This window comes from Sphingosinithalassobacter sp. CS137 (assembly GCF_014334115.1).
Taxonomy (GTDB): domain Bacteria; phylum Pseudomonadota; class Alphaproteobacteria; order Sphingomonadales; family Sphingomonadaceae; genus Sphingomonas.
Genome location: NZ_CP060494.1, coordinates 1,260,622 through 1,283,614, shown reverse-complemented (window position 1 = coordinate 1,283,614; position 22,993 = coordinate 1,260,622). Strand labels below are relative to the sequence as shown.

At 67.2% G+C, this 22,993-nt stretch carries 24 protein-coding genes and 1 tRNA gene; 12 read left to right on the top strand and 13 right to left on the bottom strand.

Annotated features, from left to right (window positions below; translation table 11 throughout):
* Positions 1-14 precede the first annotated feature (14 nt).
* A complete protein-coding gene (locus H7V21_RS06320; protein ID WP_188055991.1) occupies positions 15-332 on the top strand; it encodes a 2Fe-2S iron-sulfur cluster-binding protein in 318 nt (105 codons plus the stop codon).
* Between the two features lie 20 nt (positions 333-352).
* On the opposite strand, the gene rlmB is transcribed toward H7V21_RS06320, so the two are convergent.
* Together rlmB and H7V21_RS06310 are read right to left on the bottom strand one after the other, a co-directional pair.
* Positions 353-1,114 (bottom strand): 23S rRNA (guanosine(2251)-2'-O)-methyltransferase RlmB, encoded by a 762-nt coding sequence (gene rlmB / locus H7V21_RS06315; RefSeq protein WP_188055990.1) that lies wholly within the window; start codon positions 1,112-1,114, stop codon positions 353-355.
* Positions 1,114-2,730, bottom strand: a complete 1,617-nt coding sequence (locus tag H7V21_RS06310) for a M20/M25/M40 family metallo-hydrolase (protein ID WP_188055989.1) — start codon at positions 2,728-2,730, stop codon at positions 1,114-1,116. The genes rlmB and H7V21_RS06310 overlap by 1 nt, the downstream gene beginning before the upstream one ends.
* A 138-nt stretch (positions 2,731-2,868) precedes the next feature.
* On the opposite strand from H7V21_RS06310, the gene H7V21_RS06305 reads away from it, so the two are divergent.
* Positions 2,869-2,955: transfer RNA gene (locus H7V21_RS06305), tRNA-Tyr, on the top strand.
* 16 nt (positions 2,956-2,971) lie between these two features.
* On the opposite strand, the gene H7V21_RS06300 is transcribed toward H7V21_RS06305, so the two are convergent.
* From H7V21_RS06300 to rph, 3 genes are all read right to left on the bottom strand, one after another.
* Entirely contained in the window at positions 2,972-3,157 is a 186-nt protein-coding gene (locus H7V21_RS06300; protein WP_188055988.1) for a hypothetical protein, read from the bottom strand.
* A 105-nt stretch (positions 3,158-3,262) separates the two neighbouring features.
* Positions 3,263-3,910, bottom strand: coding sequence for an RdgB/HAM1 family non-canonical purine NTP pyrophosphatase (rdgB, locus tag H7V21_RS06295; RefSeq protein WP_188055987.1), 648 nt, complete (start codon positions 3,908-3,910; stop codon positions 3,263-3,265).
* Positions 3,907-4,623, bottom strand: coding sequence for a ribonuclease PH (gene rph / locus H7V21_RS06290; protein WP_188055986.1), 717 nt, complete (start codon positions 4,621-4,623; stop codon positions 3,907-3,909). The genes rdgB and rph overlap by 4 nt, the downstream gene beginning before the upstream one ends.
* A gap of 90 nt (positions 4,624-4,713) precedes the next feature.
* Between rph and H7V21_RS06285 the strand changes: the two genes are divergently transcribed.
* The 4 genes from H7V21_RS06285 to H7V21_RS06270 all read left to right on the top strand — a co-directional run bounded on the left by H7V21_RS06285 (position 4,714) and on the right by H7V21_RS06270 (position 9,741).
* Positions 4,714-5,229: a DUF6438 domain-containing protein gene (locus H7V21_RS06285; RefSeq protein ID WP_262504033.1), complete on the top strand. Its 516-nt coding sequence runs from the start codon at positions 4,714-4,716 to the stop codon at positions 5,227-5,229.
* Between the two features lie 78 nt (positions 5,230-5,307).
* Entirely contained in the window at positions 5,308-6,351 is a 1,044-nt protein-coding gene (hrcA, locus tag H7V21_RS06280; protein ID WP_188055985.1) for a heat-inducible transcriptional repressor HrcA, read from the top strand.
* A 19-nt stretch (positions 6,352-6,370) separates the two neighbouring features.
* A complete protein-coding gene (grpE, locus tag H7V21_RS06275) occupies positions 6,371-6,934 on the top strand; it encodes a nucleotide exchange factor GrpE (RefSeq protein WP_188055984.1) in 564 nt (187 codons plus the stop codon).
* A 56-nt stretch (positions 6,935-6,990) separates the two neighbouring features.
* Complete coding sequence (locus H7V21_RS06270) at positions 6,991-9,741, top strand: [protein-PII] uridylyltransferase (protein WP_188055983.1); 2,751 nt, start codon at positions 6,991-6,993, stop codon at positions 9,739-9,741.
* A gap of 3 nt (positions 9,742-9,744) precedes the next feature.
* On the opposite strand, the gene H7V21_RS06265 is transcribed toward H7V21_RS06270, so the two are convergent.
* A complete protein-coding gene (locus H7V21_RS06265) occupies positions 9,745-11,673 on the bottom strand; it encodes a cation:proton antiporter (RefSeq protein ID WP_188055982.1) in 1,929 nt (642 codons plus the stop codon).
* Positions 11,674-11,760: 87 nt separating this feature from the next.
* Here H7V21_RS06265 and H7V21_RS06260 point away from each other — a divergent pair, with 87 nt between their 5' ends.
* Positions 11,761-12,147 (top strand): VOC family protein, encoded by a 387-nt coding sequence (locus H7V21_RS06260; protein ID WP_188055981.1) that lies wholly within the window; start codon positions 11,761-11,763, stop codon positions 12,145-12,147.
* A gap of 160 nt (positions 12,148-12,307) precedes the next feature.
* Here the strand turns inward: H7V21_RS06260 and H7V21_RS06255 are convergent, their stop codons facing one another.
* The 5 genes from H7V21_RS06255 to thrS form a co-directional block, all read right to left on the bottom strand.
* Positions 12,308-12,811: an SRPBCC domain-containing protein gene (locus H7V21_RS06255; RefSeq protein ID WP_188055980.1), complete on the bottom strand. Its 504-nt coding sequence runs from the start codon at positions 12,809-12,811 to the stop codon at positions 12,308-12,310.
* Positions 12,795-13,151, bottom strand: a complete 357-nt coding sequence (locus H7V21_RS06250; protein WP_188055979.1) for an ArsR/SmtB family transcription factor — start codon at positions 13,149-13,151, stop codon at positions 12,795-12,797. The genes H7V21_RS06255 and H7V21_RS06250 overlap by 17 nt, the downstream gene beginning before the upstream one ends.
* Before the next feature lie 145 nt (positions 13,152-13,296).
* Positions 13,297-13,827: a translation initiation factor IF-3 gene (gene infC, locus H7V21_RS06245; RefSeq protein ID WP_262504032.1), complete on the bottom strand. Its 531-nt coding sequence runs from the start codon at positions 13,825-13,827 to the stop codon at positions 13,297-13,299.
* 104 nt (positions 13,828-13,931) lie between these two features.
* Positions 13,932-14,501, bottom strand: a complete 570-nt coding sequence (locus H7V21_RS06240; RefSeq protein WP_188055978.1) for a Uma2 family endonuclease — start codon at positions 14,499-14,501, stop codon at positions 13,932-13,934.
* 24 nt (positions 14,502-14,525) lie between these two features.
* A complete protein-coding gene (thrS, locus tag H7V21_RS06235; protein WP_188055977.1) occupies positions 14,526-16,526 on the bottom strand; it encodes a threonine--tRNA ligase in 2,001 nt (666 codons plus the stop codon).
* Positions 16,527-16,687: 161 nt separating this feature from the next.
* On the opposite strand from thrS, the gene H7V21_RS06230 reads away from it, so the two are divergent.
* Positions 16,688-17,731: a family 43 glycosylhydrolase gene (locus H7V21_RS06230; RefSeq protein WP_188055976.1), complete on the top strand. Its 1,044-nt coding sequence runs from the start codon at positions 16,688-16,690 to the stop codon at positions 17,729-17,731.
* Between the two features lie 71 nt (positions 17,732-17,802).
* On the opposite strand, the gene H7V21_RS06225 is transcribed toward H7V21_RS06230, so the two are convergent.
* Complete coding sequence (locus H7V21_RS06225; RefSeq protein WP_188055975.1) at positions 17,803-18,618, bottom strand: LD-carboxypeptidase; 816 nt, start codon at positions 18,616-18,618, stop codon at positions 17,803-17,805.
* Positions 18,619-18,807: 189 nt separating this feature from the next.
* Between H7V21_RS06225 and H7V21_RS06220 the strand changes: the two genes are divergently transcribed.
* From H7V21_RS06220 to H7V21_RS06205, 4 genes are all read left to right on the top strand, one after another.
* Complete coding sequence (locus tag H7V21_RS06220) at positions 18,808-20,202, top strand: UDP-N-acetylmuramate--L-alanine ligase (protein WP_188055974.1); 1,395 nt, start codon at positions 18,808-18,810, stop codon at positions 20,200-20,202.
* A gap of 83 nt (positions 20,203-20,285) precedes the next feature.
* Complete coding sequence (locus tag H7V21_RS06215) at positions 20,286-20,696, top strand: hypothetical protein (RefSeq protein WP_188055973.1); 411 nt, start codon at positions 20,286-20,288, stop codon at positions 20,694-20,696.
* Positions 20,693-20,902 carry a helix-turn-helix transcriptional regulator gene (locus H7V21_RS06210; protein ID WP_188055972.1) on the top strand — a complete coding sequence of 70 codons (210 nt, stop codon included), beginning with the start codon at positions 20,693-20,695 and terminating at the stop codon, positions 20,900-20,902. The genes H7V21_RS06215 and H7V21_RS06210 overlap by 4 nt, the downstream gene beginning before the upstream one ends.
* Positions 20,899-21,858 (top strand): alpha/beta fold hydrolase, encoded by a 960-nt coding sequence (locus H7V21_RS06205; protein ID WP_262504031.1) that lies wholly within the window; start codon positions 20,899-20,901, stop codon positions 21,856-21,858. Before H7V21_RS06210 ends, H7V21_RS06205 begins: the two co-directional genes overlap by 4 nt.
* Before the next feature lie 80 nt (positions 21,859-21,938).
* On the opposite strand, the gene H7V21_RS06200 is transcribed toward H7V21_RS06205, so the two are convergent.
* The gene (locus H7V21_RS06200) at positions 21,939-22,946 is read right to left on the bottom strand and encodes a DUF2171 domain-containing protein (protein ID WP_223177053.1); all 1,008 of its coding nucleotides are present in this window, start codon (positions 22,944-22,946) and stop codon (positions 21,939-21,941) included.
* Between the last annotated feature and the right edge of the window lie 47 nt (positions 22,947-22,993).

Here is a 22,993-nt window from a genome sequence, read left to right as displayed (position 1 = left end):
CAAAGGAGACTGGCATGCCGAAGCTTATCGTCGTGACACGGGATGGGGAAGAACGCGAAGTCACGGGCGACGTGGGCCTTTCGGTGATGGAAGTGATCCGCGACAACGGCTTCGACGAGTTGCTCGCGCTGTGTGGCGGCTGCTGCTCGTGCGCCACCTGCCACGTCCATGTCGACCCGGAATTTGCGGCCAAACTGCCGCCGATGAGCGACGACGAGAATGATCTGCTCGACAGCTCGGCCGACCGCGACGAACGCTCGCGCCTGTCGTGCCAGATCCCGTTCACCGACGAGCTGGACGGGTTGAAAGTGACGATCGCCGAAGAGGATTGAGGCGCTTCAGTCCGGCCGGTTCATTGCGGCACCGTGGGCCGAGTCGCCACGGCATAGAGCGCGATCGCCGCGGCGTTCGAGACGTTGAGGCTTTCGACTCGGGGCGAGATCGGGAGCTTCGCCAGCAGGTCGCAATGCGCCTCGGTGTTCTGGCGCATGCCTTCGCCTTCGGCGCCCAGGACCAGGCAGATGCGTCCTTCGCGGCCGATCGCCTCGGCGAGCGTCGCTTCGACATGCCCCGTCAGGCCGACGCGCCAGAACCCCGCATCGGCGATCTCGCCGAGCGCGCGGGACAGGTTCACCACCCGCACCCAGGGGACGATTTCGAGCGCACCCGAGGCCGAACGTGCAAGCGCCCCCGATTCGGGCGGCGCGTGCCGATCCTGCGTGACGATGCCCAGCGCGTCGAACGCCGCCGCCGAGCGCAGCACCGCGCCGACATTGTGCGGATCGGTGACCTGGTCGAGCACGACGAGCGGGCGGCGATCGCGCGCGCCCTGTTCGAGCAGATCACCGAGCCAGATGTCCTCGAGCGGATCGACCTCGGCGACCAGCCCCTGATGCGGCGCATCGCCGGGCACCAGCCGGCCGAGATCGGCCGCATCGGCATAGGTGATCGGGATCACCGGCGGGAGATCGAGCGCGCCCAGCGCCTCGCGCGTGCCCCAGATCTTGCGCACGCGCCGCTCCGGGTTCGCCAGCGCCGCGAGCACGGCGTGGCGCCCGTAGAAGCGCGGGCGCGAGGCAGGCGCCTGCGAGGGACGGTGGCCGCGCCGCGCCATCAGTGGCCCGCGTCCGCCGCGGGGAAGGGATAGAAGCCGTCGGAGGCATTCGGCTCGCGCGGGAAGGGGACGCGCGGCAGCGGCGCATCGGCATTGGCGGCCTGGATCAGGAAGGCAGCGAGGATGACCGCACCCTGCCGCAGGTCGTCGGCCTTCAGATGATCGAAGGTGTCGACGTTGGTGTGGTGCAGCCGGCTGCCGTAATCGAGCGGATCCTGGATGAACTGGAAGGCGGGGATGCCCACCGCGTCGAAGAAGACGTGATCGGTGCCGCCGACGCTGCGCATCGCCACCTGCGTGGCGCCCAGCGATTCGAACGGGCGGAGCCATTCCTCGAAGATCGGCACCACGGCGGGATTGCCCTGGGCGTTGATGCCGCGAATCCGGCCCGAGCCGTTGTCGAGATTGAAATAGGCGACGAGCCGGTCGTAGTCGGCCTGCTTGGCGAGCGGCCAGGCGTTGCGCCAGCCCATGTAGCGCGCGATGCCGGTGAGGCTCGGGTCCACAGGGCGCGAGGCGATGTGGCGCTCGACATAATCCATCGACCCGAGCAGGCCCTGCTCCTCGCCGTTCCACAGCGCGAAGCGGATCGTGCGCTTCGGGCGGATGCCGAGCGAACGGATGATCCGCGCGGCCTCCATCACCATCGCCGAACCGGCCGCATTGTCCGCCGCGCCGTCGCCCGCGGCCCAGCTGTCGAGATGCGCGCCCGCCATGACATAGCCGGCGTTCCGGTCGGTGCCGGGGATGTCGGCGATGACATTGTACGCCTGGGTGTCGCTGTCGTCGAAATGGACGACGCTGTTGAGCTCGAGCTGCGGCGCGGCGCCCATCCGGATCAGCCGGACAGTGCGGCGATAGTCCTCCGCGCCCATTTCGAAGGTCGGCATCGACGGGGTTTCGCCCGTGCCGAAGGTGTAGCCGCTGCCGTGGAGGAGATTGCCGTCGCGATAGGACATGGTGACGACCGCGAGCGCACCCTCTTCCTTCAGGAACGCGTCGCGCTGCGCAGCGAAGCTCCTCGCGCCGACCCGCGCCGAACCACGGTTCGGGCTGTAGTTCGGGATTGCGTAGCTGTTGAACTCGGCGAGCTGCTCGTCGGTCCAGCGGCGGAAGGCGGGTTCGGTCGGATCGGGGCGCTCCTCGGGCTCGCTGAGGAGCACGATCTTGCCCGCCAGCTTGCCGCGCCAGGCGTCGAAATCGCCGGCGCTGTCGATCGGAGCATAGACCGCCTCGCCGGTGACGGGCGTGCCGGTGCCCGGCGTCCAGGTGACCGGAACGACCGAGAGCTCGTCGATCCGCGGCGTGATCATGCGGCCGTTGTAGCGCTCCGCCCACCATCCGCGGCCGAACTCGAATCCTTCCTTGTGGACGTTCGACAGCCCCCATTCGCGGAACTTGGCGGCGGTCCAGTCCTCAGCCGTGCGCATGCCGGGCGAGTTGGTGAGCCGCGGCCCGATCACATCGGTGAGATATTGCGCGATCCGCATCACTTCGGACTGGCTGGTGCCTTCGGCGAGGATGCGTGCAGTCTGGCTGCGGTCGACCTGCTGGGCCGTGGCGGAAAGCGGGGCGACCAGGGCGGCGGCCGCGAGGACGAGTGCGAGAGCGCGCATGGAACTCCTTGAAGGTGAAGCGTTCGATCGGCGCGGACGCTATTCGCGAGCCGATGGCGGCGCAAGTGCGCGCTGCGGCGTTGACAGGCGGCGCGCGCATCGGCATTGGACGCCGCTCGCTCGACAAGCGGCTCCCATGGACAGGTGGCCGAGTGGTTAAAGGCAGCAGACTGTAAATCTGCCCGGGTTTCCCGTACGCTGGTTCGAATCCAGCCCTGTCCACCATTTTCCGCAGCCGCGGTCAGGCTCCTCCAGCGCCGCTCATGGGGCCGCCGCGCGGCTTCCTGCCGGAGCGGGCCACCGGAGCGGGGGCGGGTTCGGCCTTGGCATTCCCGGTATCGCAGTCGCACGGCGCGACCGGCACCGCCGCGCGCTCATCCTCCGCCAGATGCTCCAGCAGTGTCGCGAAGCGTCGCATCGATCCCATGAACCTCTCCCTCGCCCGGATAGCTGAAGCGCCAGCGAAGCTGCGGGTGCGAGGTTCCCGAGCGAAGAGGGTTAACGCACGGAAATCCGGGGATAACGCGCCTGGTCAGTCGAGAACTGCCGCCACGAGCTGGCGGAAGGCATCGGCGCGGTGGCTCATGCCGTGCTTCTTCGCCGGGTCCATTTCGCCGAAGGTCCGTTCCTCGCCGTTCGGCAGGAACACCGGATCATAGCCGAAACCCCGCGTCCCGCGCGGCGGCCAGACGAGCGTGCCATCGACGCGGCCCTCGAACCATTCGACATGGCCGTCGGGCCAGGCGAGCGCGAGCGCGCAGATGAAGTGCGCATCGCGCGGCGTTTCCGGCCCGAGCTGTTCGAGCCGACGCTCGACTCGGCTCATCGCGACGTTGAAGTCGCGTGCCGGACCCGCCCAGCGCGCCGAGAAGATGCCGGGCTCGTTGCCCAGCGCCTCGACGCACAGGCCGCTGTCGTCGGCCAGTGCGGGAAGGCCCGAGAGGTCGGCGGCCTGGAGCGCCTTCAGCTCGGCATTGGCGACGAAGCTGGTGCCGGTCTCTTCCGGCTCGGGCAGGTCGAGTTCGGCCGCCGACACCGGCGCGATGCCATACGGGCCAAGCAGCTCGGCGATCTCGCGCACCTTGCCGGGATTGTGGCTGGCGATGACGAGCCTGCCGGGCTGGAGCTTGCGGATCGCCTGCGGCGCATCGCCGCCGATGCCTTCATTCGGACCGGTCATCCGCCGACCGCCTTCTTCTGCGCGGCGAAGATGTCGTTGCAGCCGATGCGCGCGAGGCGGAGCAGGCGCAGCAGCCCTTCTTCGTCGTAGCAGGCGCCTTCGGCGGTCGCCTGCGCTTCGGCGATGCGACCGTCGCCCAGCAGCACGAAATTGGCGTCGGCGTCGGCGTTCGAATCCTCATCGTAATCGAGGTCGAGCACCGGCGTGCCCTGATAGATGCCGCAGCTCACCGCCGCGACCTGGTCGCGGATCGGGTTCTCGGCCAGCGCGCCTTGCGCCAGCAACTTGTCGACTGCGATCCGCAGCGCCACCCAGGCGCCCGAAATCGCCGCGGTGCGCGTGCCGCCATCGGCCTGGATCACGTCGCAGTCGAGCGTGATCTGGCGCTCGCCGAGCAGCTTGAGATCGGTGACCGCGCGGAGCGAGCGGCCGATCAGACGCTGGATTTCCTGAGTGCGGCCCGATTGCTTGCCCTTTGCCGCCTCGCGATTGCCGCGCGTGTGAGTCGCGCGCGGGAGCATGCCATATTCGGCGGTGACCCAGCCTTCGCCCTTGCCGCGCAGCCAGGGCGGCAGCCGCTCCTCTACCGAGGCGGTCACCAGCACGCGGGTATCGCCGAAGCCGATCAGGACCGAGCCCTCGGCGTGGCGCGTGAAATGAGGCTCGATCGTGATCGCCCGCATCTCGTCGGGGGCGCGGCCGGATGGGCGCATGTTTCAGTCTCCTGTAAGGTTTGGTGCGGGACCTAGCGGCGATGGGGCGAACGCGCCAGTGCGGCCGGGCGATCCTGCGAAAAGGGAGGAATGATGATGCGTTTGATTGCAGTGGGTTTGACCGCGCTCGCACTGGCGGGCTGCACCACGAGCCGCGCCCCCGAGGCACCCGTGGGCGCGCCGATCCCGGTGGAGAGCGAATCGATCACCTACGAGACCGGCCCCTGCTTCGGCCTCTGCCCCGTCTATTCGGTGACGGTACGCCCCGACGGGACCGGCACCTTCAACGGCATCCGCAACACCGCAGTGACCGGCGAGCGCGATTTCACGCTGACCGCGGATCAATATGCCGCGTTCAAGGCGAAGCTGGCGCCCTATCGCCCGGAGACCGGCACGGTCCGCTACGCCCATGGCGAGCCGAATTGCGAGCAGGTGGCGACCGACATGCCGAGCGCCGAAGTGACCTGGACCCGCCCGATCGGCGACAGTCAGAACCTGTATTTCTACTTCGGGTGCACCGCGGAGCAGAACAGCGCCATCGCCGATGCGCTGGGTCAGGCGCCCGAGCTGCTGCCGATCGAGAGGTTCATCGGCGAGCAGCCCTGACCTCCGCAGCGCGCAACACTCCGGCGCGGCGCGCGGCAGCCCTTGGCGGACGCCGCTCGCCGCGCCTACATCATGGCCATGAGTACGCCTCCGATCCACGAGATGACCGACCGTGCCCGCGACGTCTTTCGCATCGTGGTCGAATCCTATCTCGACAGCGGCGCGCCGGTGGGGTCGCGCACGATCTCGAAGATCTCCGGGCTCAACCTGTCGCCGGCCTCGATCCGCAACGTGATGCAGGACCTCGAGGAGCTGGGACTGCTCGCCGCGCCGCATACCAGCGCGGGGCGGCTTCCCACCGAAAGCGGGCTGCGGCTGTTCGTCGACGGGATGATGCAGGCGAGCGAGCCGACCGCCGACGAACGCGCGGCGATCGAGTCGCGCGCGGGCGAGGCGGGGCCGATCGAAGAGGCGCTGGCGAACACGACCGCCGCGCTGTCGGGCCTCTCGGCCTGCGCGGGGCTCGTCATGGTGCCGAAGAAGGAGCCGATCCTGCGCCAGTTCGGCTTCGTGCCGCTGAGCGAGGATCGCGCGCTCGCGGTGCTGGTGGGCGACGACGGCTCGGTCGAGAACCGGGTCGTCGATCTGCCGCCGGGGATGCGCCCCGACGCGTTGAACGAAGCCGCCAATTATCTTTCGGCGACGCTGGGCGGGCTGACGCTCAGCCAGGCGCGCGCGCGGATCGAGCGCCAGATTCGCGACGAGCGGGCGGCGCTGGACAGCGCGGCGCGGACGCTGGTCGAGCGCGGACTGGCGATCTGGAGCGAGGACGGCGACAGCCGCCCGGTGCTGATCGTGCGCGGCCAGGCCCGGCTGCTCGACGAAGGCGCCGCCGAGGATCTCGAGCGCGTCCGCCAGCTGCTCGACGAGCTGGAAGGCAAGCAGGAGATCGCCCGGCTGCTCGACAGCGCCCGCGAAGGCGACGCGACGCGCATCTTCATCGGATCGGAAAACAAGCTCTTCGCGTTGTCCGGTTCGTCGGTGATCGCCAAGCCCGTGCGCGCGCTCGACGGGCGCGTCGTGGGCGTGGTGGGTGTCATCGGGCCTACTCGGTTGAACTATGCCCGTGTCGTCCCCATGGTGGATTTCACGGCATCAACGCTGGCCAGATTGCTGGCCTGACGCAGAAAAACAGGAACACATGATCGATCAGGAAAAGTCGGACACGACCGACGTAAACGACAGCGAAACGCTGCGCGACGAGACCGCCGAAGCGGCTCCCGAAGTTGCCGAGCACGACCGGATCGGCGCGCTGGAGGCCGAGCTGGCCGAAGCGCGCTCGGCAGTGCTCTATGCGCGCGCCGAGACTCAGAACGTCCGCCGCCGCGCCGAGAAGGAAGCCGAGGACGCGCGCGCCTATGCCGTGACTCAGTTCGCGCGCGACATCCTCTCGGTCGCCGACAATCTGAGCCGCGCGCTTTCGGCGATTCCGGCCGACCTTCGCGAGAACGACAAGATGAAGGGACTGGTCTCGGGCCTGGAAGCCACAGGCCGCGAGATCGACGCGGTGTTCGGGCGCCACGGCATCTCGCGAGTCGCCGCGATGGGCGAGCCGCTCGATCCGAACCGGCACCAGGCGATGCTCGAAGTGCCGAGCGACGAGGCCGAGCCGGGGACGGTGGTGCAGGAAATCCAGTCCGGATACATGATCCGCGACCGGCTGCTGCGCCCGGCGCTGGTGGGCGTCGCGAAGAAGCCCGACTGAGGTCCGCCATCCGGGGGCGGCTGGCACCGCGCCGCCACCGCCCCTATGTCCCGGACATGTCCGGACGCTTTGATTCGCTGCCAAACCGCCGCGCCATCATCGATCGGCGCGCCGTGCGCGAGTCGCTGGCTTCGCTGGAGGCGGGCGACACCGCGGCGCTGCGCCAGGCCGCGACGGCACGGCTGCGCACGGCGCTGGATGCAGGCCGCGCCGAGATCGCGCGGCGGCTGGCGGAGCATCCCACGCGGGGGCATCGCGCGGCGGCGGCGGGCGCCTTCCTGACCGACCAGATCCTGCGGCTGCTGTGGGACTTCACGGTCGAGCGGCTCTATCCCAACAGCAACCCGACCGCCGCCGAGCGGATGACGCTGATCGCGGTCGGCGGCTATGGCCGCGGCGAGATGGCGCCGCATTCGGACGTCGACATCGGCTTTCTGACGCCGTGGAAAGTCACCGGCTGGTCCGAGCAGGTGATCGAATCGATCCTCTATTCGCTGTGGGACATGCAGCTGAAGCTGGGCCATTCGACTCGATCGCTCGACGAGATGGTGCGGCAGGCGAAGAGCGACGTGACGGTGCGCACGGCGCTGCTCGAGGCGCGCTACGTCTGGGGCGATACCGAGCTCTATGACGAGGCCGCGCGGCGCTTCAAGGCCGAGGTGCAGGCCGACAGCGCCCGCGATTTCATCGCGCAGAAGCTCGCCGAGCGCGACCAGCGGCACAAGCGGATGGGCGACAGTCGTTATGTCGTCGAGCCCAATGTGAAGGAAGGCAAGGGCGGGTTGCGCGACCTGCACACGCTCTTCTGGATCGGCAAATATGCCAATGGCGTGCGCGAGCCTGCCGAGCTCGTCGAAGCGGGGCTTCTGAGCAAGCTGGAATACCGCCAGTTCCGGCGCGCCGAGAATTTCCTGTGGGCGGTGCGTTGCCATCTCCACCTGATCACCGGCCGCGCCGAGGACCGGCTGACCTTCGACCTGCAGCGCGAGATCGCCGAGCGGATGAACTATGCGGACCGCCCGGGGAAATCGAAGGTCGAGCGGTTCATGCACTTCTATTTCCTGCAGGCGAAGAAGGTGGGCGACCTCACCGGCCTGTTCCTCGCGCATCTCGACGAGAAATATGCGGCGCGCGGCCGCCGTTTCGGACTGCCGCGACTGAAGCGCGCCCCAGCCAAGCTGAAGGGCTTCGTGCTCGATCGCGGCCGGCTGGCGCTGCCGGACGACTTGTTCTTCCAAGCCGATCCGGTGCGGCTGATCGAGATCTTCCAGCTTGCGGACCTGCACGGGCTGGAAATTCATCCGCTCGCGATGCGGGCCGCCAATCGTGACGCCAAGTTGGTCGACGACACGCGCGACGATCCGCGCGCCAATGCGCTGTTCCTCGACGTGCTGACGAGCCCGCGCGATCCGGAGACGGTGCTGCGCTGGATGAACGAAGCAGGCGTGTTCGGCCGCTTCGTTCCCGATTTCGGCCGTGTCGTCGCGCAGATGCAGTTCGACATGTACCATCATTTCACGGTGGACGAGCATACGATCCGCGCAGTGGGGCTGCTCAGCAGGATCGAGCGCGGCGAGCTGAAGGAGGACCATCCGGTCGCAACCGAGATCTTCGGCCAGATCGTCTCGCGGCGCGCGCTCTACGTCGCGGTGCTGCTGCACGACATCGCCAAGGGCCGCGGCGGCGACCATTCGGTCCTCGGTGCCGAAGTGGCCCAGCGGCTGTGCCCGCGGCTGGGACTGACCAAGGCGGAGACCGAAACGGTCGCGTGGCTGGTGCGCTATCATCTGCTGATGTCGGCGACTGCCTTCAAGCGCGATCTTGCCGACTTCAAGACGATCCTCGACTTCGCCTCGGCGGTCCAGTCGCCGCAGCGGCTCAGCATGCTGCTGGTGCTGACGGTGGTGGACATCCGCGCGGTGGGCCCCGGGGTGTGGAACAGCTGGAAGCGCCAGCTGCTCACCAATTTGTTCGAGGCGGCGGAGGAGGTGCTGCGGCTGGGCCATGCACAGAAGGGACGCAGCGAGCGGATCGCGGCGAAGCAGCGGGCGCTGGCGGAGCGGCTGAACTGGGAAGCGCCGCGGATCGAGCGGATCGTCGAGCGGCTGCCCGAGCCCTATTGGATCGCCGAGCCCGAGGATGTTCTGGAGCGCAATGCGCGGCTGATCGACGGCGCCGGCGTCGCGCAGCTGACCGTCGAGGCACAGGTCTATCCCGATCGCGGCGCGACGCTGGTGACGGTCTATGCCGCCGACCATCCGGGCATCTTCTATCGCATCGCCGGGGCGATCCATGCCGCCGGCGGAAACATCATCGATGCGCGCATCCACACGACGCGCGACGGGCTCGCGCTCGACAATCTGCTGGTGCAGGACCCCTTCGGCAGACCGTTCGGCGACGAGACGCAGCTCGCGCGGCTGAAGGCCGGGATCGCCGACGCGCTCGCCAATCGTGCGCGGCTGAGCGAGCGGCTGATGACCAAGCCGCTGCCGCACCCGCGCCAGCATACGTTCACGATCGAGCCGAACGTGCTGATCGACAACAAGGCATCGAACCGGTTCACGGTGATCGAAGTGAATGCGCGCGACCGGCCGGCGCTGCTCTATCACCTCGCGCGTGCCCTGTTTCAGTCGAAAGTGACGATCCGTTCGGCGCATGTCGCCACCTATGGCGAACGCGCGGTCGACACTTTCTATGTGACCGACCTGATCGGCGACAAGATCGTCGCCGGGCCGCGGCTGAAGGCTGTCGAGCGCCGACTGCTCGAGGCGGCCGCGGGCGACGGCGAGCTCTCGCAGGCTGCCTGAGCGCTATTCGTCGCGCTTGGTCTCGGCTTCGTTGGTTCGCTCGGCACGCTCGGTACGCTCGGCACGTCCGGCGCGGCCGGCTGCCTCCTCGGCCCTTCCTTCCTTGGCGGCGGCTTCCTCTGCCTTCCGCGAGGCGCGAACCGCCTGCTGCGCCGCCTGCTGCTCGGGCGGGATGAAGCTGATCACTTCGTCGCCTTCGTCGACATAGGGCTTCGCCGTCGCCGAGAAGAATTCGAGATGCCCGCCCTCGCGCTTGATCGCGACCGGCTCGCCGCCGCGCGCCAGCCGCTGGCGGTAATCGCCGAAGCTGAATTTCTCGGTGATGCGAGTCCGGCCGAACTGCCAGCCCTCGGCGATCAGCCGCTGCAGTTCCTCGACGCTGCGCTTGCTTTCCAGCAGGACATGCGTGCGCGGCTGGACGGCGCCCTGCTTGTCCTGCGGCGCGGTCTGGGTGAGCTTCTCGAACCCCATCTCCGGGCCGAGATCGGAGCAGACCAGCGCATTGTACGCGTCATTGTCCGTCGCGGCGAGCAGCTGCTGATATTCGGACAGGTCGAGCCGGTCCTCGTGGACTTCCTCGAGGATGTCGCCGCGCCACACGTCGAGTTCCTTCCGCCGTGCCGAGCGCAGCGCGAAGGTCGAGCTGTCGGCGACCGTCACGCGATAGCCGAGCTGCTTCAGATAGGCGCCGAACGCAGTGGTCCAGTCGTTCGCGCCGACGATCAGCACGCTCTCCCCCTTGCCGCGGTCGATCCCGAGCCGCTGCGCCACCCAGGGCGCGGAGAAGCCGTGCGCGAGGATCGTGACGACCACTACCGCGAAGCTGAGCGGCACCAGCGCCTCGGCATCGGGCACGCCGTAATCCACCAGGCGCAGCGCGAAGAGCCCGGTGATCGCGACGGCGACGATGCCGCGCGGGGCGATCCACGCGATGAACAGCCGCTCGCGCCAGGGCATCGACGAGAAGGCGAGGCTGATCAGCACGGTGAGCGGCCGTACGAGGAAGAGAAGCAGCACGAGGAACGCCGTGAACCGCAGCTGGAAATCCTGCAGCGTCTCCCAGTCGAGCGTGGCGGACAGGATGACGAACACGCCGGAGATCAGCATGACCGTCAGATCTTCCTTGAATCGGCGGAGCGCGCGGCTCGAATGCACCGGGCGATTGGCCATGACGAGCCCCATCACCGTCACCGTGACCAAGCCGGTTTCGTGCTTCACCAGATCGGCGAGCACGAAGCCGCCGATCACCGTCGCCAGCAGCACCGAAGCCTTGAGATATTCGGGCACATAGCCGCGCGGGAACAGCCAGGTGATCGCGAAGCCCAGCGCGACGCCGAGCAGCGCCGCGAGCAGCGTGGCCACCGCGACGTCGCCGATCACGCCGCTGACGCTCGCGTTCGGCCCGTCGAAGGTGATGTAGGCATAGATGGCGACCGCCAGCAGCGCGCCGATCGGATCGTTGACGATGCCTTCCCATTTGAGCGTGTCGGCGACCCGCGGCGGCACACGCAAGGTGCGCAGCATCGGCCCGATCACCGTCGGGCCGGTGACCACCAGAATGCCGCCGAACAGCGAGGCCACGCCCCAGCTGAGCCCGGCGCCATAATGCGCTGCGAGCGTCCCGAGCAGCCAGCCGAGCGGAACCCCGATGATGACGAGCCGCAGCACCGGCTGGCCGGCGTGGCGCAGGTCACGGAAATTCAGGCTGAGGCCGCCCTCGAACAGGATCACCGCCACCGCGAGCTTGATGATCGGCTCCTGCAGCGGCCCGAGATCGCGGTCGGGGACGATGATGCCGAGCACCGGACCGGCGAGCACGCCCGCCAGCAGCATCAGCGCGATCGCCGGGCGCCCGGTGCGCCACGCGACCCACTGGGCGGCGATGCCGATCACGCCGATCAGCGCGATTTTGACGAGAAGCGAATCGATCATGCCTGCATGTACCCCGCAAGCGAAACCGTTGGGCGCGAATTGCGATCCACGCTAGAATTCGCTCGGCAACGCAGGGGGAGAGTCGGCATGGGTGTCCTTGGCTTCGGCGGTTTCTTCTTCCGGGCACGCGATCCGGAAGGATTGAAGACCTGGTATCGGGAACATCTGAACGTCGGCGGCGGATGCAGCGCCGAGGGAGAAGGTGCAACGAGCGAGTGGTTCTGGAATATCCAGGCGGGGCCGGTGGTGTTCGAGCCGTTCCGGGCGGACTCGAGCTATTTCGCGGCGGACAAGGCCTATATGCTGAATTTCCGCGTGAGCGATCTCGACGGTTTGCTCGAGCAGCTGAACGCCACGGGCATCGCGATCGAGACGCGTGACGAATGGGATACGCCGGAAACCGGCCGGTTCGCGCGGATCCACGACCCCGAGGGCAATCCGATCGAATTGTGGGAGCCGCCGGCGGAGCGCTGACCGCAAAGCGTCCCGGACGGTCACCGGAGGCCGCGGCTCGGCGCGGAAGCGCAGGCGGGCTGTTCGCGTGGGGCAGCCTGGCGACACCTGCCTCCGCGTCCCGCCCACGCCGGAGGCGGTTCTGCTGACGGGCAGGTGCGCCGTGGCGGCTGTTGGTGCGCTATCCGCCGAGAGTAGCGAGCACGTCGTCGAGCTGGTCGAGCTGCTCGGGCAGTGCGGTCGCCGAGCCTTGCAGCGCCTCCTCCAGTGCATCGCTCGAGGGATAGGCTTCGTGGAAGGTCAGCAGGGTCTTTCCATTTCGCTCCTCGAAGGTGACGGTGGTGACTGCGCCCTGCTCGCCCTCGTCATTGGTCCAGACGATGCGCTCGTTGGGTACCACGTCGAGATATTTGCCGAAGAAGGCGACGGTTTCGGAGCCGCCGGTGCTGAATTCCAGTCGATATGTGCCGCCAGTCCGCACGTCCATCTCGCACGCGACGAGCGAAATGCCCGTCGCCGATCGCGGCATCCACCAGCGCTGGAACAGGTCGGCCCGGCTCCACGCGGTATAGACGATGTGCGGCGGCGCATCGAACGTCCGCTTCACGACGAGTTCGCGATCTCCTCTCCGCTCGATCGACGTGCGGTTGCGCACGGCATGTGCGTTGCTACCCTGCTGATCCATCGCCTTCCTCCTGTTGCAATTCGCTGATGATGCCGTCCAGCGCATCGAAGCGTTCCTCGAAGAGCTTGCGGTGCGCCTCGATCCATGCCGCCTCGGCCTCGAGACCCCGTGTTCCGAGCGCGCAGGTTCGTACGCGGCCGACCTTCCGAGTGACGACCAGCTCCGCGCGCTCGAGGATCTGGACATGCTTCTTCATGCCGGTGAGCGTCATCTGAAACATGTTCGCCAGCGCCGTGATCGATGCCTCACCGTGGCCGAGCCGTTCGATGATCCCGCGGCGAGTCGCATCGGCGAGCGCCGCAAAGGAGAGGTCGAGGCGAGGGGATGAATACTGAACCATATGGTTCATTATCTAGTCTCCGCCGCGGCATGGCGCAAGCGCCAATTCGCGGCAGGCTCCGCGGTCCGCCAAACAAGGCGACGCGGCACAAAAAACCCCCGCGGTTTCCCGCAGGGGCTTCCTGGATTCAGCGCTGCGCGGCGGATTACTTCGGCGCGAGCACCATCAGCATCTGGCGGCCTTCCATGCGCGGATAGCTTTCCACCTTGGCCTCTTCCTGCACATCCTCGGCAACGCGCTGGAGGAGCTGCATGCCGAGCTGGCCGTGGCTGAGCTCGCGGCCGCGGAACCGCAGGGTGAGCTTCACCTTGTCGCCTTCACCGATGAACTTGCGGACGTTCTTCATCTTCGTCTCATAGTCATGGTCATCGATGTTCGGACGCATCTTGATCTCCTTGATCTCCTGCGTCTTCTGGGTCTTGCGTGCCTGATTGGCCTTTTTCTGGGCTTCGTACTTGTACTTGCCCACATCGAGGAACTTGGCGACCGGCGGGTCGGCGTTGGGCGACACTTCCACGAGGTCAAGCCCGTGCTCGGCGGCCTGCTCCATCGCCTCGCGCGTGTACATGACGCCGAGGTTCTCGCCCTCATGGTCGATCACGCGCACCTTGGGCGACTGGATGAATTCGTTATAGCGGGGGCCGTTCATCGGCGGGGGCGCCATCGGGCGCCGCATCGGGGGACGTATAGGGCTTCTCCTTATGATTGCCTGAAAGGCAAATGTAGTGATTCGCGCGGCCGTTTGAAAGCGGCCATTCGTGCGCAGGGCGCGGGAGCGGGTCAGTCCAGCGTGTCGAGCCGGATTTCCACGCCTTCGAGCAGCAGCGCGGCGACGCTGTCGTGCGCCTCATATTCCTCGACGTCGGCGTAGACCTCGTCCCGCGGAGCGCGGTGAACGCGGATTGTCCTGCGCACCGCATCGACCACCCAGTAATCGCGAATTCCGAACCGCGCATAGAGCGGTGCCTTCACGCGCAGGTCGTAGGCGATCGAAATGTCGGCGACTTCGATCACGAGCAGCAGATCGGGACCACGCACCTCGCGACTGTCGCCCCCGGCCGACCAGACCGCTATGTCCGGCTCGACCAACGTTCGCCCATCGAGCGTGAGCGAACTCTCGACATAGACGCCCGCGCTGCGCGGCCGGGTCATGATCAGCGCCTCAACCAGCTTGCGCTTCATCTGCTCGTGCCAGTTCGCCTTCGCCGCCGCCATCGGCACGATTTCCCCGTCGATCAGCTCGAACTTCTCGCCTTCGGCCAAAACGCCCGCAGCGGTGAGGTCATAGACCTCGTCCGCGGTCAGCCGGGCGGGGAGCAGCCCCTTTCGGACGTTCTGGAACAGCGTCATGCACCGATCATAGCAGGACGGCGCTCAGCTGCGAAGATCGGGCGGCGTGGCCTCGGCGACCAGCGCGGCAACGGCTTCGTCGACGCTCAGCATCTTTTGCCCCTGTACGCCCAGCGTGCGGATCGCGACGGTGCCTTCCTCCGCCTCGCGCTTGCCGACCACCAGCAGCTGCGGGACCTTGGCCAGGCTATGCTCGCGCACCTTGTAGTTGATCTTCTCGTTGCGCAGGTCGGTTTCGACGCGGATGCCCGCCGTGCGCAGCTTCGCCGCCACTTCCTGCGCATAGCCGTCCGCATCCGACACGATCGTCGCGACCACCGCCTGCACCGGCGCTAGCCACACCGGCAGACGCCCGGCGAAATGCTCGATCAGGATGCCGATGAAGCGCTCGTAGCTGCCGAAGATCGCGCGGTGGAGCATGATCGGGCGGTGGCGCTCGCCATCCTCGCCGATGTAGCTGGCGTCGAGCCGCTCGGGCAGCACGCGGTCCGACTGGATCGTGCCGACCTGCCATGTGCGGCCGATCGCGTCGGTGAGATGCCATTCGAGCTTCGGCGCATAGAAGGCGCCTTCGCCGGGCAGCTCCTCCCATCCATATTCGGCCGTGGCGAGACCGGCCTTTTCCACGGCGTCGCGCAGCTCGGCCTCGGCCAGATCCCACATTTCCTCGGTGCCGAACCGCTTCTCGGGGCGCAGCGCGAGCTTGATCGCGTAGGTGAAGCCGAAATCCTTGTAGATCCGGTCGGCGAGCGCGCAAAAGGCCCGGACCTCGTCGACGATCTGGTCCTGTCGGCAGAAGATGTGCGCATCATCCTGAGTGAACTGGCGGACGCGCATCAGCCCGTGCAGCGCGCCGTGCGGCTCGTTGCGGTGGCAGCAGCCGTTTTCGTAAAGGCGCAGCGGCAGGTCGCGGTACGACTTGATCCCCTGGCGGAAGATCAGGACGTGCGCGGGGCAGTTCATCGGCTTGAGCGCCATCCAGTCGGCGGCTTCGGAGACGAGCGGCCCCTCGTCCTCGACATTGGGCACTTCGTCGGGAATGACGAACATGTTCTCGCGATATTTACCCCAGTGGCCCGATTGCTCCCACTGGCGCGCGTCCATCACCTGCGGCGTCTTGACCTCGGCATAGCCCGCGGCGTCGATCGCGCGGCGCATATAGGCCTCCAGCGCGCGCCAGATGACGAAGCCGTGCGGATGCCAGAAGACGCTGCCATGCGCTTCGGACTGCAAGTGAAACAGGTCCATTTCCTGTCCCAGCTTGCGGTGGTCACGCTTGGCGGCCTCCTCCAGCTTGTGCAGATGCGCATCGAGCTGCTTCTTGTTGAGCCAGCCGGTGCCATAGATGCGCGTGAGCTGGGCATTCTTCTGGTCGCCGCGCCAATAGGCGCCGGCCACACGCATCAGCTTGAACGCCTGGGGGTCGAGCTTGCCCGTGCTCGCCAGATGCGGGCCGCGGCACATGTCGAGCCAGTCCCCGCCCGACCAATAGACGGTCAGTTCCTCGCCTTCGGGCAGCTCCTTCGCCCACTCGGCCTTGAAGACCTCGCCTTCCTTCTCCCATTTGACGATCAGATCTTCGCGGCTCCAGACCTCGCGGCGCAGCGGCTTGTCGGCGCGAATGATCTCGCGCATCTTTTCCTCGATTGCCGGCAGGTCGTCCATCGAGAAGGGATCGCGGCTCGCGGGCGCCTTCACGTCATAGTAGAAGCCGTCGTCGGTCGCCGGTCCGAAGGTGATCTGCGTGCCCGGCCAGAGCGCCTGCACCGCTTCCGCCAGCACATGCGCATAATCGTGACGGGCGAGCTCGAGCGCCTCCGCCTCGTCACGCGACGTGACGAGCGCCAGCTGCGCGTCGCCCTCCAGCGGGCGCATGATGTCGCGCAGCTCGCCGTCGACCTTGGCTGCGATCGCCGCCTTGGCCAGCCCCGGACCGATCGCCGCGGCGATGTCCGCCGGGGTAGTCCCCGGGGCTACCTCGCGGACGGAACCGTCGGGCAGCGTAATGCGGAACATCTCGGACACGGGGAGGGCCTTCCAATCAGGAGTTTCGGAAGCGCGGCTTATGCCTGCGCCGGTGCAATATAGGCAAGCGATGTCCGGCTTGCCGCCGTTCGCGCCACACGCACCTCTATTTGTCTGAGTTTATCCTTGCACTCGCGGACGCCATCGGGTGAAGGAAGCGCATGACGAACGGAATCAACATCGATCGCCGCGCGCTGCTGACGGCGGCGGCGGCACTCCCGGTGGCGGCGGCGCTCCCGGCATGGGCATCGAGCGAGGAGGAGCGGATCGTGAACCCATTGGTGCTGCAGCGCGCGGACCCGCACATCCTGCGCCACGACGACTGGTTCTACTTCACCGCTTCGGTTCCGGAATATGACCGGGTCGTGCTCCGCCGCGCGCGCAGCGTCGCCGATCTGCGCGACGCCGAGGAAGTGGTGCTGTGGCGCCGGCCGGAAAGCGGGCGAATGGGCGGCTATATCTGGGCGCCGGAAATCCATTATTTCGACGGCCGCTGGCACATCTACTTCGCCGCCGGCAACGAGGACGATCCGTTCCATATCCGCACCTATGTGCTTCAGGCCGAGGGCGCGAACCCGCTCGCGGCCGACTGGTCGGTGATCGGCCAGCTCGAAACGCCGTGGGACAGCTTCACGCTCGACTGCACCAGCTTTGAGCACAAGGGGCAGCGCTATCTCTGCTGGGCGCAGCGCGAGCCGGGCATCGATACCAACAGCAATCTCTATCTCGCGCCGATGGCGACGCCGACGACGCTCGCGGCCGCGCCCGCGCGGCTCACCGTGCCGACGCTGCCGTGGGAAATCCAGGGCTACAAGGTCGCCGAAGGGGCCGCGCTGCTCGCGCGCAACGGCAAGCTGTTCCTTACCTATTCGGGCAGCGCGACCGACGATCGCTATTGCATGGGCATGCTCACCGCCGATGCGGAGGCCGACATCATGGACCCCGCCGCCTGGGCGAAGTCGCCCGTGCCGGTGTTCGAGTCGGCGCCCGAGCACTCGATCTACGGCCCGGGCCACAACAGCTTCGTGGTCGATGAAGCGGGACGCGACCTGCTGGTGTATCACGCGCGCGACTATCGCGAGATCGACGGCAACCCGCTGTTCGATCCAAATCGCCACGCCCGGGTGCAGCCGATCCACTATCGCGCCGACGGCACGCCCGATTTCGGCAAGCCGGTGGCGAACGGTCCGCTGCCGCAGGGCTGAGGCGGCGCGCCGCTCGTCGGGCGGGCGAGCGGCGCCCGTCGTCCTTCAGCGAAACGAGCCGCCGGCCACCGTCAGACCACTCCGAACGGCACGACCCGGTTGAGCGCGATGTGCCCGATCTCCGCGCGGCCCAGATAGGGCACGTCCATTTCGGCGCACCAGCGCTGCGCGATCTGTTCGGGCGTTTCGGCAAAGGGCGGGTTGTTTTCCTGAACGTCGGTGACCGCACCCAGCCGGATGCCGGCGATGCCCTTCAACTGAGTCGCGTGCGCGACGGTGAAGAACATCCGGTCGAACCGGTAGAGCGGCTCCGAGACTTCTTCGATCATCAGCACATGATCGGTCAGGTCGGGCATATATTGCGTGCCGATCATCGCATTGAGGATCGCCAGGTTGAATGCGGCGGCCGGGCGGCCGTCGAGGTGCGGCTCGAGCGCGCGGCGGTCGCGGTCGATCAGCCAGGCGAGCGCCCAGCCGATCGATTCGCCGGCATCGTCGCTGCCAAGGTTGATCGGCATCGCGGCATGGATCGGGCGGCCGATCCCGGCGGCATAGAGCGCGCCGAGCAGAAACCCCATGTCCGAAAAGCCGAGATACGCCTTGTTCCGTGCGGCCGGGCCGAGCTCGGGCATCACCCGGCTGAGGATCCGGTTCGAGCCATAGCCGCCGCGCGCGAACCACACCGCGTCGAAGGCGGAATCGTTGGCCATTTCGAGGAAGGCGGCGGCGCGCTGATCGTCGGTTCCGGCGAAATGGCCGTGGCTGAGGAAGCATTGCGGGTGAAAGACGATGTCGTGCGCGGGATAGGTGAGCGCCATGAAGGCGGAAACGCGCGCGGCATTGGCCTTGCTGATCGGCCGGCCCGGTGCGACGACTGCGATGCGCATGACCCTTCTGGTTCCTTGATCCATTCGTGCTGAGCAGGGGCCGAGCGAAGTCGAGGGCCCGTATCGAAGCACTGCGTCGCCAATGACCCCCGTGTCGCCGCATCGACAGGCTCTGCGGTTCCCCGAGGGCAAACGGAGGTGGCAATGCCGAAGCTTGCTCCCCGTCGCTGCGCCGGATAGCGCAGGGCCATGCAGCACAGCAAACCCTACTTCTTCGTGGGCATCGGCGGATCGGGGATGATGCCGCTGGCAATGATCCTTGCCGGACAGGGCGCGACCGTCGCGGGATCGGACCGATCGCTCGATCAGGACCGGCTGCCTGCGAAATTCGACTATCTGCGCGATCGGGGCATCACGCTGCACCGTCAGGACGGCAGCGGGATCGTCTCGCCCGATCAGATCGTCGTGGCCTCCGCCGCGGTCGAGGCGAGCGTGCCCGACATGGTGGCGGCCGAGCGCGTGGGCACACAGCAGCTGCGCCGGCCCGAACTGCTCGCGCAGCTTTTCAACGCCGCACCACGCTCGATCGGCGTGGCCGGAACGAGCGGTAAATCGACCGTCACCGGCATGATCGGCTGGATGCTGCACGCGCTGGGCAAGGCGCCGACGGTGATGAACGGCGCGGTGATGAAGAATTTCGCGTCGCCCGACGCGCCCTTCGCCAGCGCGCTGGTCGGCGAGAGCGAGATTTTCGTGAGCGAAGTCGACGAGAGCGACGGATCGATCGCGCTCTATGTGCCTTCGATCGCAGTGCTCAACAACGTCAGCCTCGATCACATGTCGATGGAGCAGCTACGCGCGCTGTTCGGCGGGTTCCTCGCGCGCGCGGGAACCGCGATCGTCAATGTCGGCGATGCCGAGGCGGCGGCGCTCGCGATGGAGCTGGCGCCCAGCCAGCGCGCCACCTTCGCAGTCGAAGGGCAGGCCGATTACTCGGCGGAAAATCTCGCCGAGGCGCCGTTCGCGATCTCGTTCGATCTCGTCACGGTCAATGCACGGCGTCACGTGCGGTTGAACGTGCCGGGGCGGCATAATGTATCGAACGCGCTGGCTGCGATCGCGGCGGTGGTCGCGACCGGCGTGCCGCTCGATGCGGCGGCGGCAGCGATCGAGGGCTTCACCGGCCTGCGCCGCCGGTTCGATCTGGTGGGCGAATCGAACGGCGTCGCAGTGATCGACGATTTCGGGCACAATCCCGACAAGATCGCCGCGACGCTCGACACGCTCCATGCCTTTCCCGGCCGGCTCCTGCTGCTGTTCCAGCCGCACGGCTATGGTCCGCTGAAGGTGATGCGGCGCGAGCTCGTTGCGATGTTCGCCGCGAAGCTCGCGCTGGACGACCTGCTGGTGCTGCCCGACCCGGTGTATCTCGGCGGAACGGTCGCCCGCGAAGTCACGAGCGCGGACATCGTCGCCGATGTGGGCGTCGCCGGCCGCAACGCCCGCCATATCCCCGATCGCGATGCGGCCGCCGACCATCTTGTGGCGCAGGCGCGCCCGGGCGACCGGATCGTCCTGATGGGTGCGCGCGACGACACGCTGAGCCTGCTGGCGCAAAGGATGCTTGGCGATTTGACAAGCTGACACGCCAAATAGGAAAGCCAGCTTGACACTCCGGGGCGACTCGGCGTAAAGCTACCTTGTCATTTGAACAAGGGAGCTTTCCAATGCGTACTGCCGCTGCCAAGCGCTACACCAAGCGGTTCTTCACCACGATGGCCGCCTATGTGGTGGTGCTCAGCTCGAGCAGCTGGGCGCTCAACAACTATGATCCTTCGGGCGCGGCGCGAATCCTGCTCTCTGTCCTGCCCGCGCTGCCGGTGATCGCCGCGCTCGTGGTGATCGGCATCTACCTGGTCGAGGAGACCGACGAGTTCCTGCGCCGCCAGATCGTTTCGGCGATGCTGTTCGGGATCGGTGTCGTGCTGTCGATCTCCACCGTGCTCGGCTTCATGCAATATGCCGAGGTGATCGGGCAGGTGGACGTGTTCTGGGCCTTTCCGATCTGGTGCATTTCCTGGGGGCTGGCGCAGTGCGCGGTCGGTCTGCGCGACAAGGCGGCGGGGGCGGGGGAATGAAGAACCGCCTGCGCGTGCTGCGCGCCGAGCGCCAGTGGAGCCAGCAGCATCTGGCCGACCTGCTCGAAGTCTCACGCCAGAGCGTGAACGCGATCGAGACCGGGCGCTACGATCCCTCGCTGCCGCTCGCCTTCAAGATTTCCGACGTCTTCGAAATGCCGATCGAAGCGATTTTCACCAACCCATCCAGGGAGGAAGCCGAATGATGTTCTGCAGCTGCAACCGCGCCCCAAACCGCAACGCGATCGTCGCGTCCTTCGCAGCCGCCGCCGTGCTGATCGCCGGCGCCGCCGCCGATCGCGCCGAAAGCGCGGCACGCATCATCCCCGCGCACTCTGCCGCTTCGGCGCAGGAGGCGATGATGCAGGGCGAACATATCTCGATCCGGACCATCGGCTCCGGGCCCGCGGTGTTCCTGATCCCCGGTCTGTCCAGCCCACGCGCGGTGTGGGACGGCGTCGCGCCGGGCCTTGCCGCGAACCACACCGTGCATCTGGTTCAGGTGAACGGCTTCGGCGGCGGCGATCCGCGCGCCAATCTGGAGCCGGGCGTGCTCGACGGCATCGTCGCCGAACTCCGCGGCTTCATCGCCGAGCGCGGGATCGAATCGCCGGCCGTCGTGGGCCATTCGATGGGCGGACTCGTCGGGCTGATGCTCGCCGCGCGACATCCCGATGCCGTGGGGCGGCTGATGGTGGTCGATGCGTTCCCCTTCTTCGGTACCGTCATGGGAGCCGAATCGGTCGATGCGATCCGACCCCGCGCCGAACAGATGCGGGCGATGCTGCTGGCGCAGGCGGAGACGGGCGAGGCGACTGCCGGACCGGTCACCAGCGATCCGGGCGGCATCTGGTCGATCACATCCGAGGGGCGGATTCAGGTGGCGAACTGGTCGAGCGCGGCCGATCAGCGCGTCGTCGCGCAGGCGATGTACGAGGATATGGTGACCGACATGCGGCCCGAACTCGAGGCGATCACCGCACGGCCGTTCACCGTGCTCTACGCCGCCGGGATGGGCGAAGCGCAGGCGCGTGCGATCTGGGAGCCGCAATATGCCGGGTCGGGTGCGCGGATGGTGGCGGTGCCCGACAGCTATCATTTCATCATGCTCGACCAGCCGGAGGCATTCGCGGCCGAGCTGGAGGAGTTTCTGGCCCGGTAGCGTGGACGCCGGAACGAAGAAGGGCCCGGGATCGCTCCCGGGCCCTCGCTTCGCACCCGCGGGTGCGCGATCCTGTTGCCTCAGTAGGTGCCCGAAAAGGCCCGGTTGAGGTTGCGGTCGCCGCTCATGTCGTTTTCGTCGTCGCGGAAGAACGCCATGTTGCGTTCCTCGTCGCGCCACTTCGACTGCGCCTCGTCGGCGGTCTTGCGGATCTTCACCTTGTCCTTGTCGACCGATTCAATCCAGCGCGAGGGGATTGAATGATGATGGCCGCCCGCGTCCTTGTCGTTCTTCGTCAGCAGGATGCGGTCGCCACGGACCTTGTCGACGGTACCGACATGCTGTCCGTCGGAACCGAGCACTTCCATATGCTCCTTCACCCGACTCAGCGAATCGCGCTGGGTCTGCCGTTCGGAGCGGAAGCTGGCGAACTCGTTGTGGAACCGTTCGGCGTTCTCGCGCCGATATTCGTCATAGTCGCGGTCGAGCTCGGCGATGCGCTGGCGGCGCCATTGATGATAATGCCCGTCCTCGCGGCCATAGGGGTTGTCCCAGCGGTCGCGGCGGCTGTGCCGCTCGTCGTAGCGCTGATCCATTTCACGGCGCCGCTCGGCATCGTCGTCTCCGAACCAGGAGCGCACTTCGTCGCCCGCACGATCGAAGAAACCGCGATCGCGGTCGTCGTAGCGGTTCTGCGTGCGATAGCTGCGGTCGCGTCCCCAGTCGCCGCGGCGGTCCTCGCCATACATGCGGTCGCGATTCGAGCCATAGCCGCGCGTGTCGCGATCGGAGCCATAGCCGCGGTCGAAATCCTCGTCGCGGTAGCCATTGTTCATCGTGCCGCGGAAGCGGTCGCCACGTCCGTGCGTCCAGGGCTCGCGGCCGCCATAATAATCGCCGTCGCCGTAGTCGGCGCCATAGCGTTCGCGTCCGCGCTCCGCGCCCCGGCCACGATCGGCCGCGGCATAGTCGCGCGCGCTACTGTAGGTATAGTCTCGGCCCGATCCATAGTCGCGGGTATAGTCTTGCGGGTCTCTGCGGCCGTAATAATCAGATTGGGGACTGTTGCGATAATAGCGGTCGTCCATAATATCCTCCTTTGTTCTTTAAGTTACTGGCGCTGCGGGCGAATTCC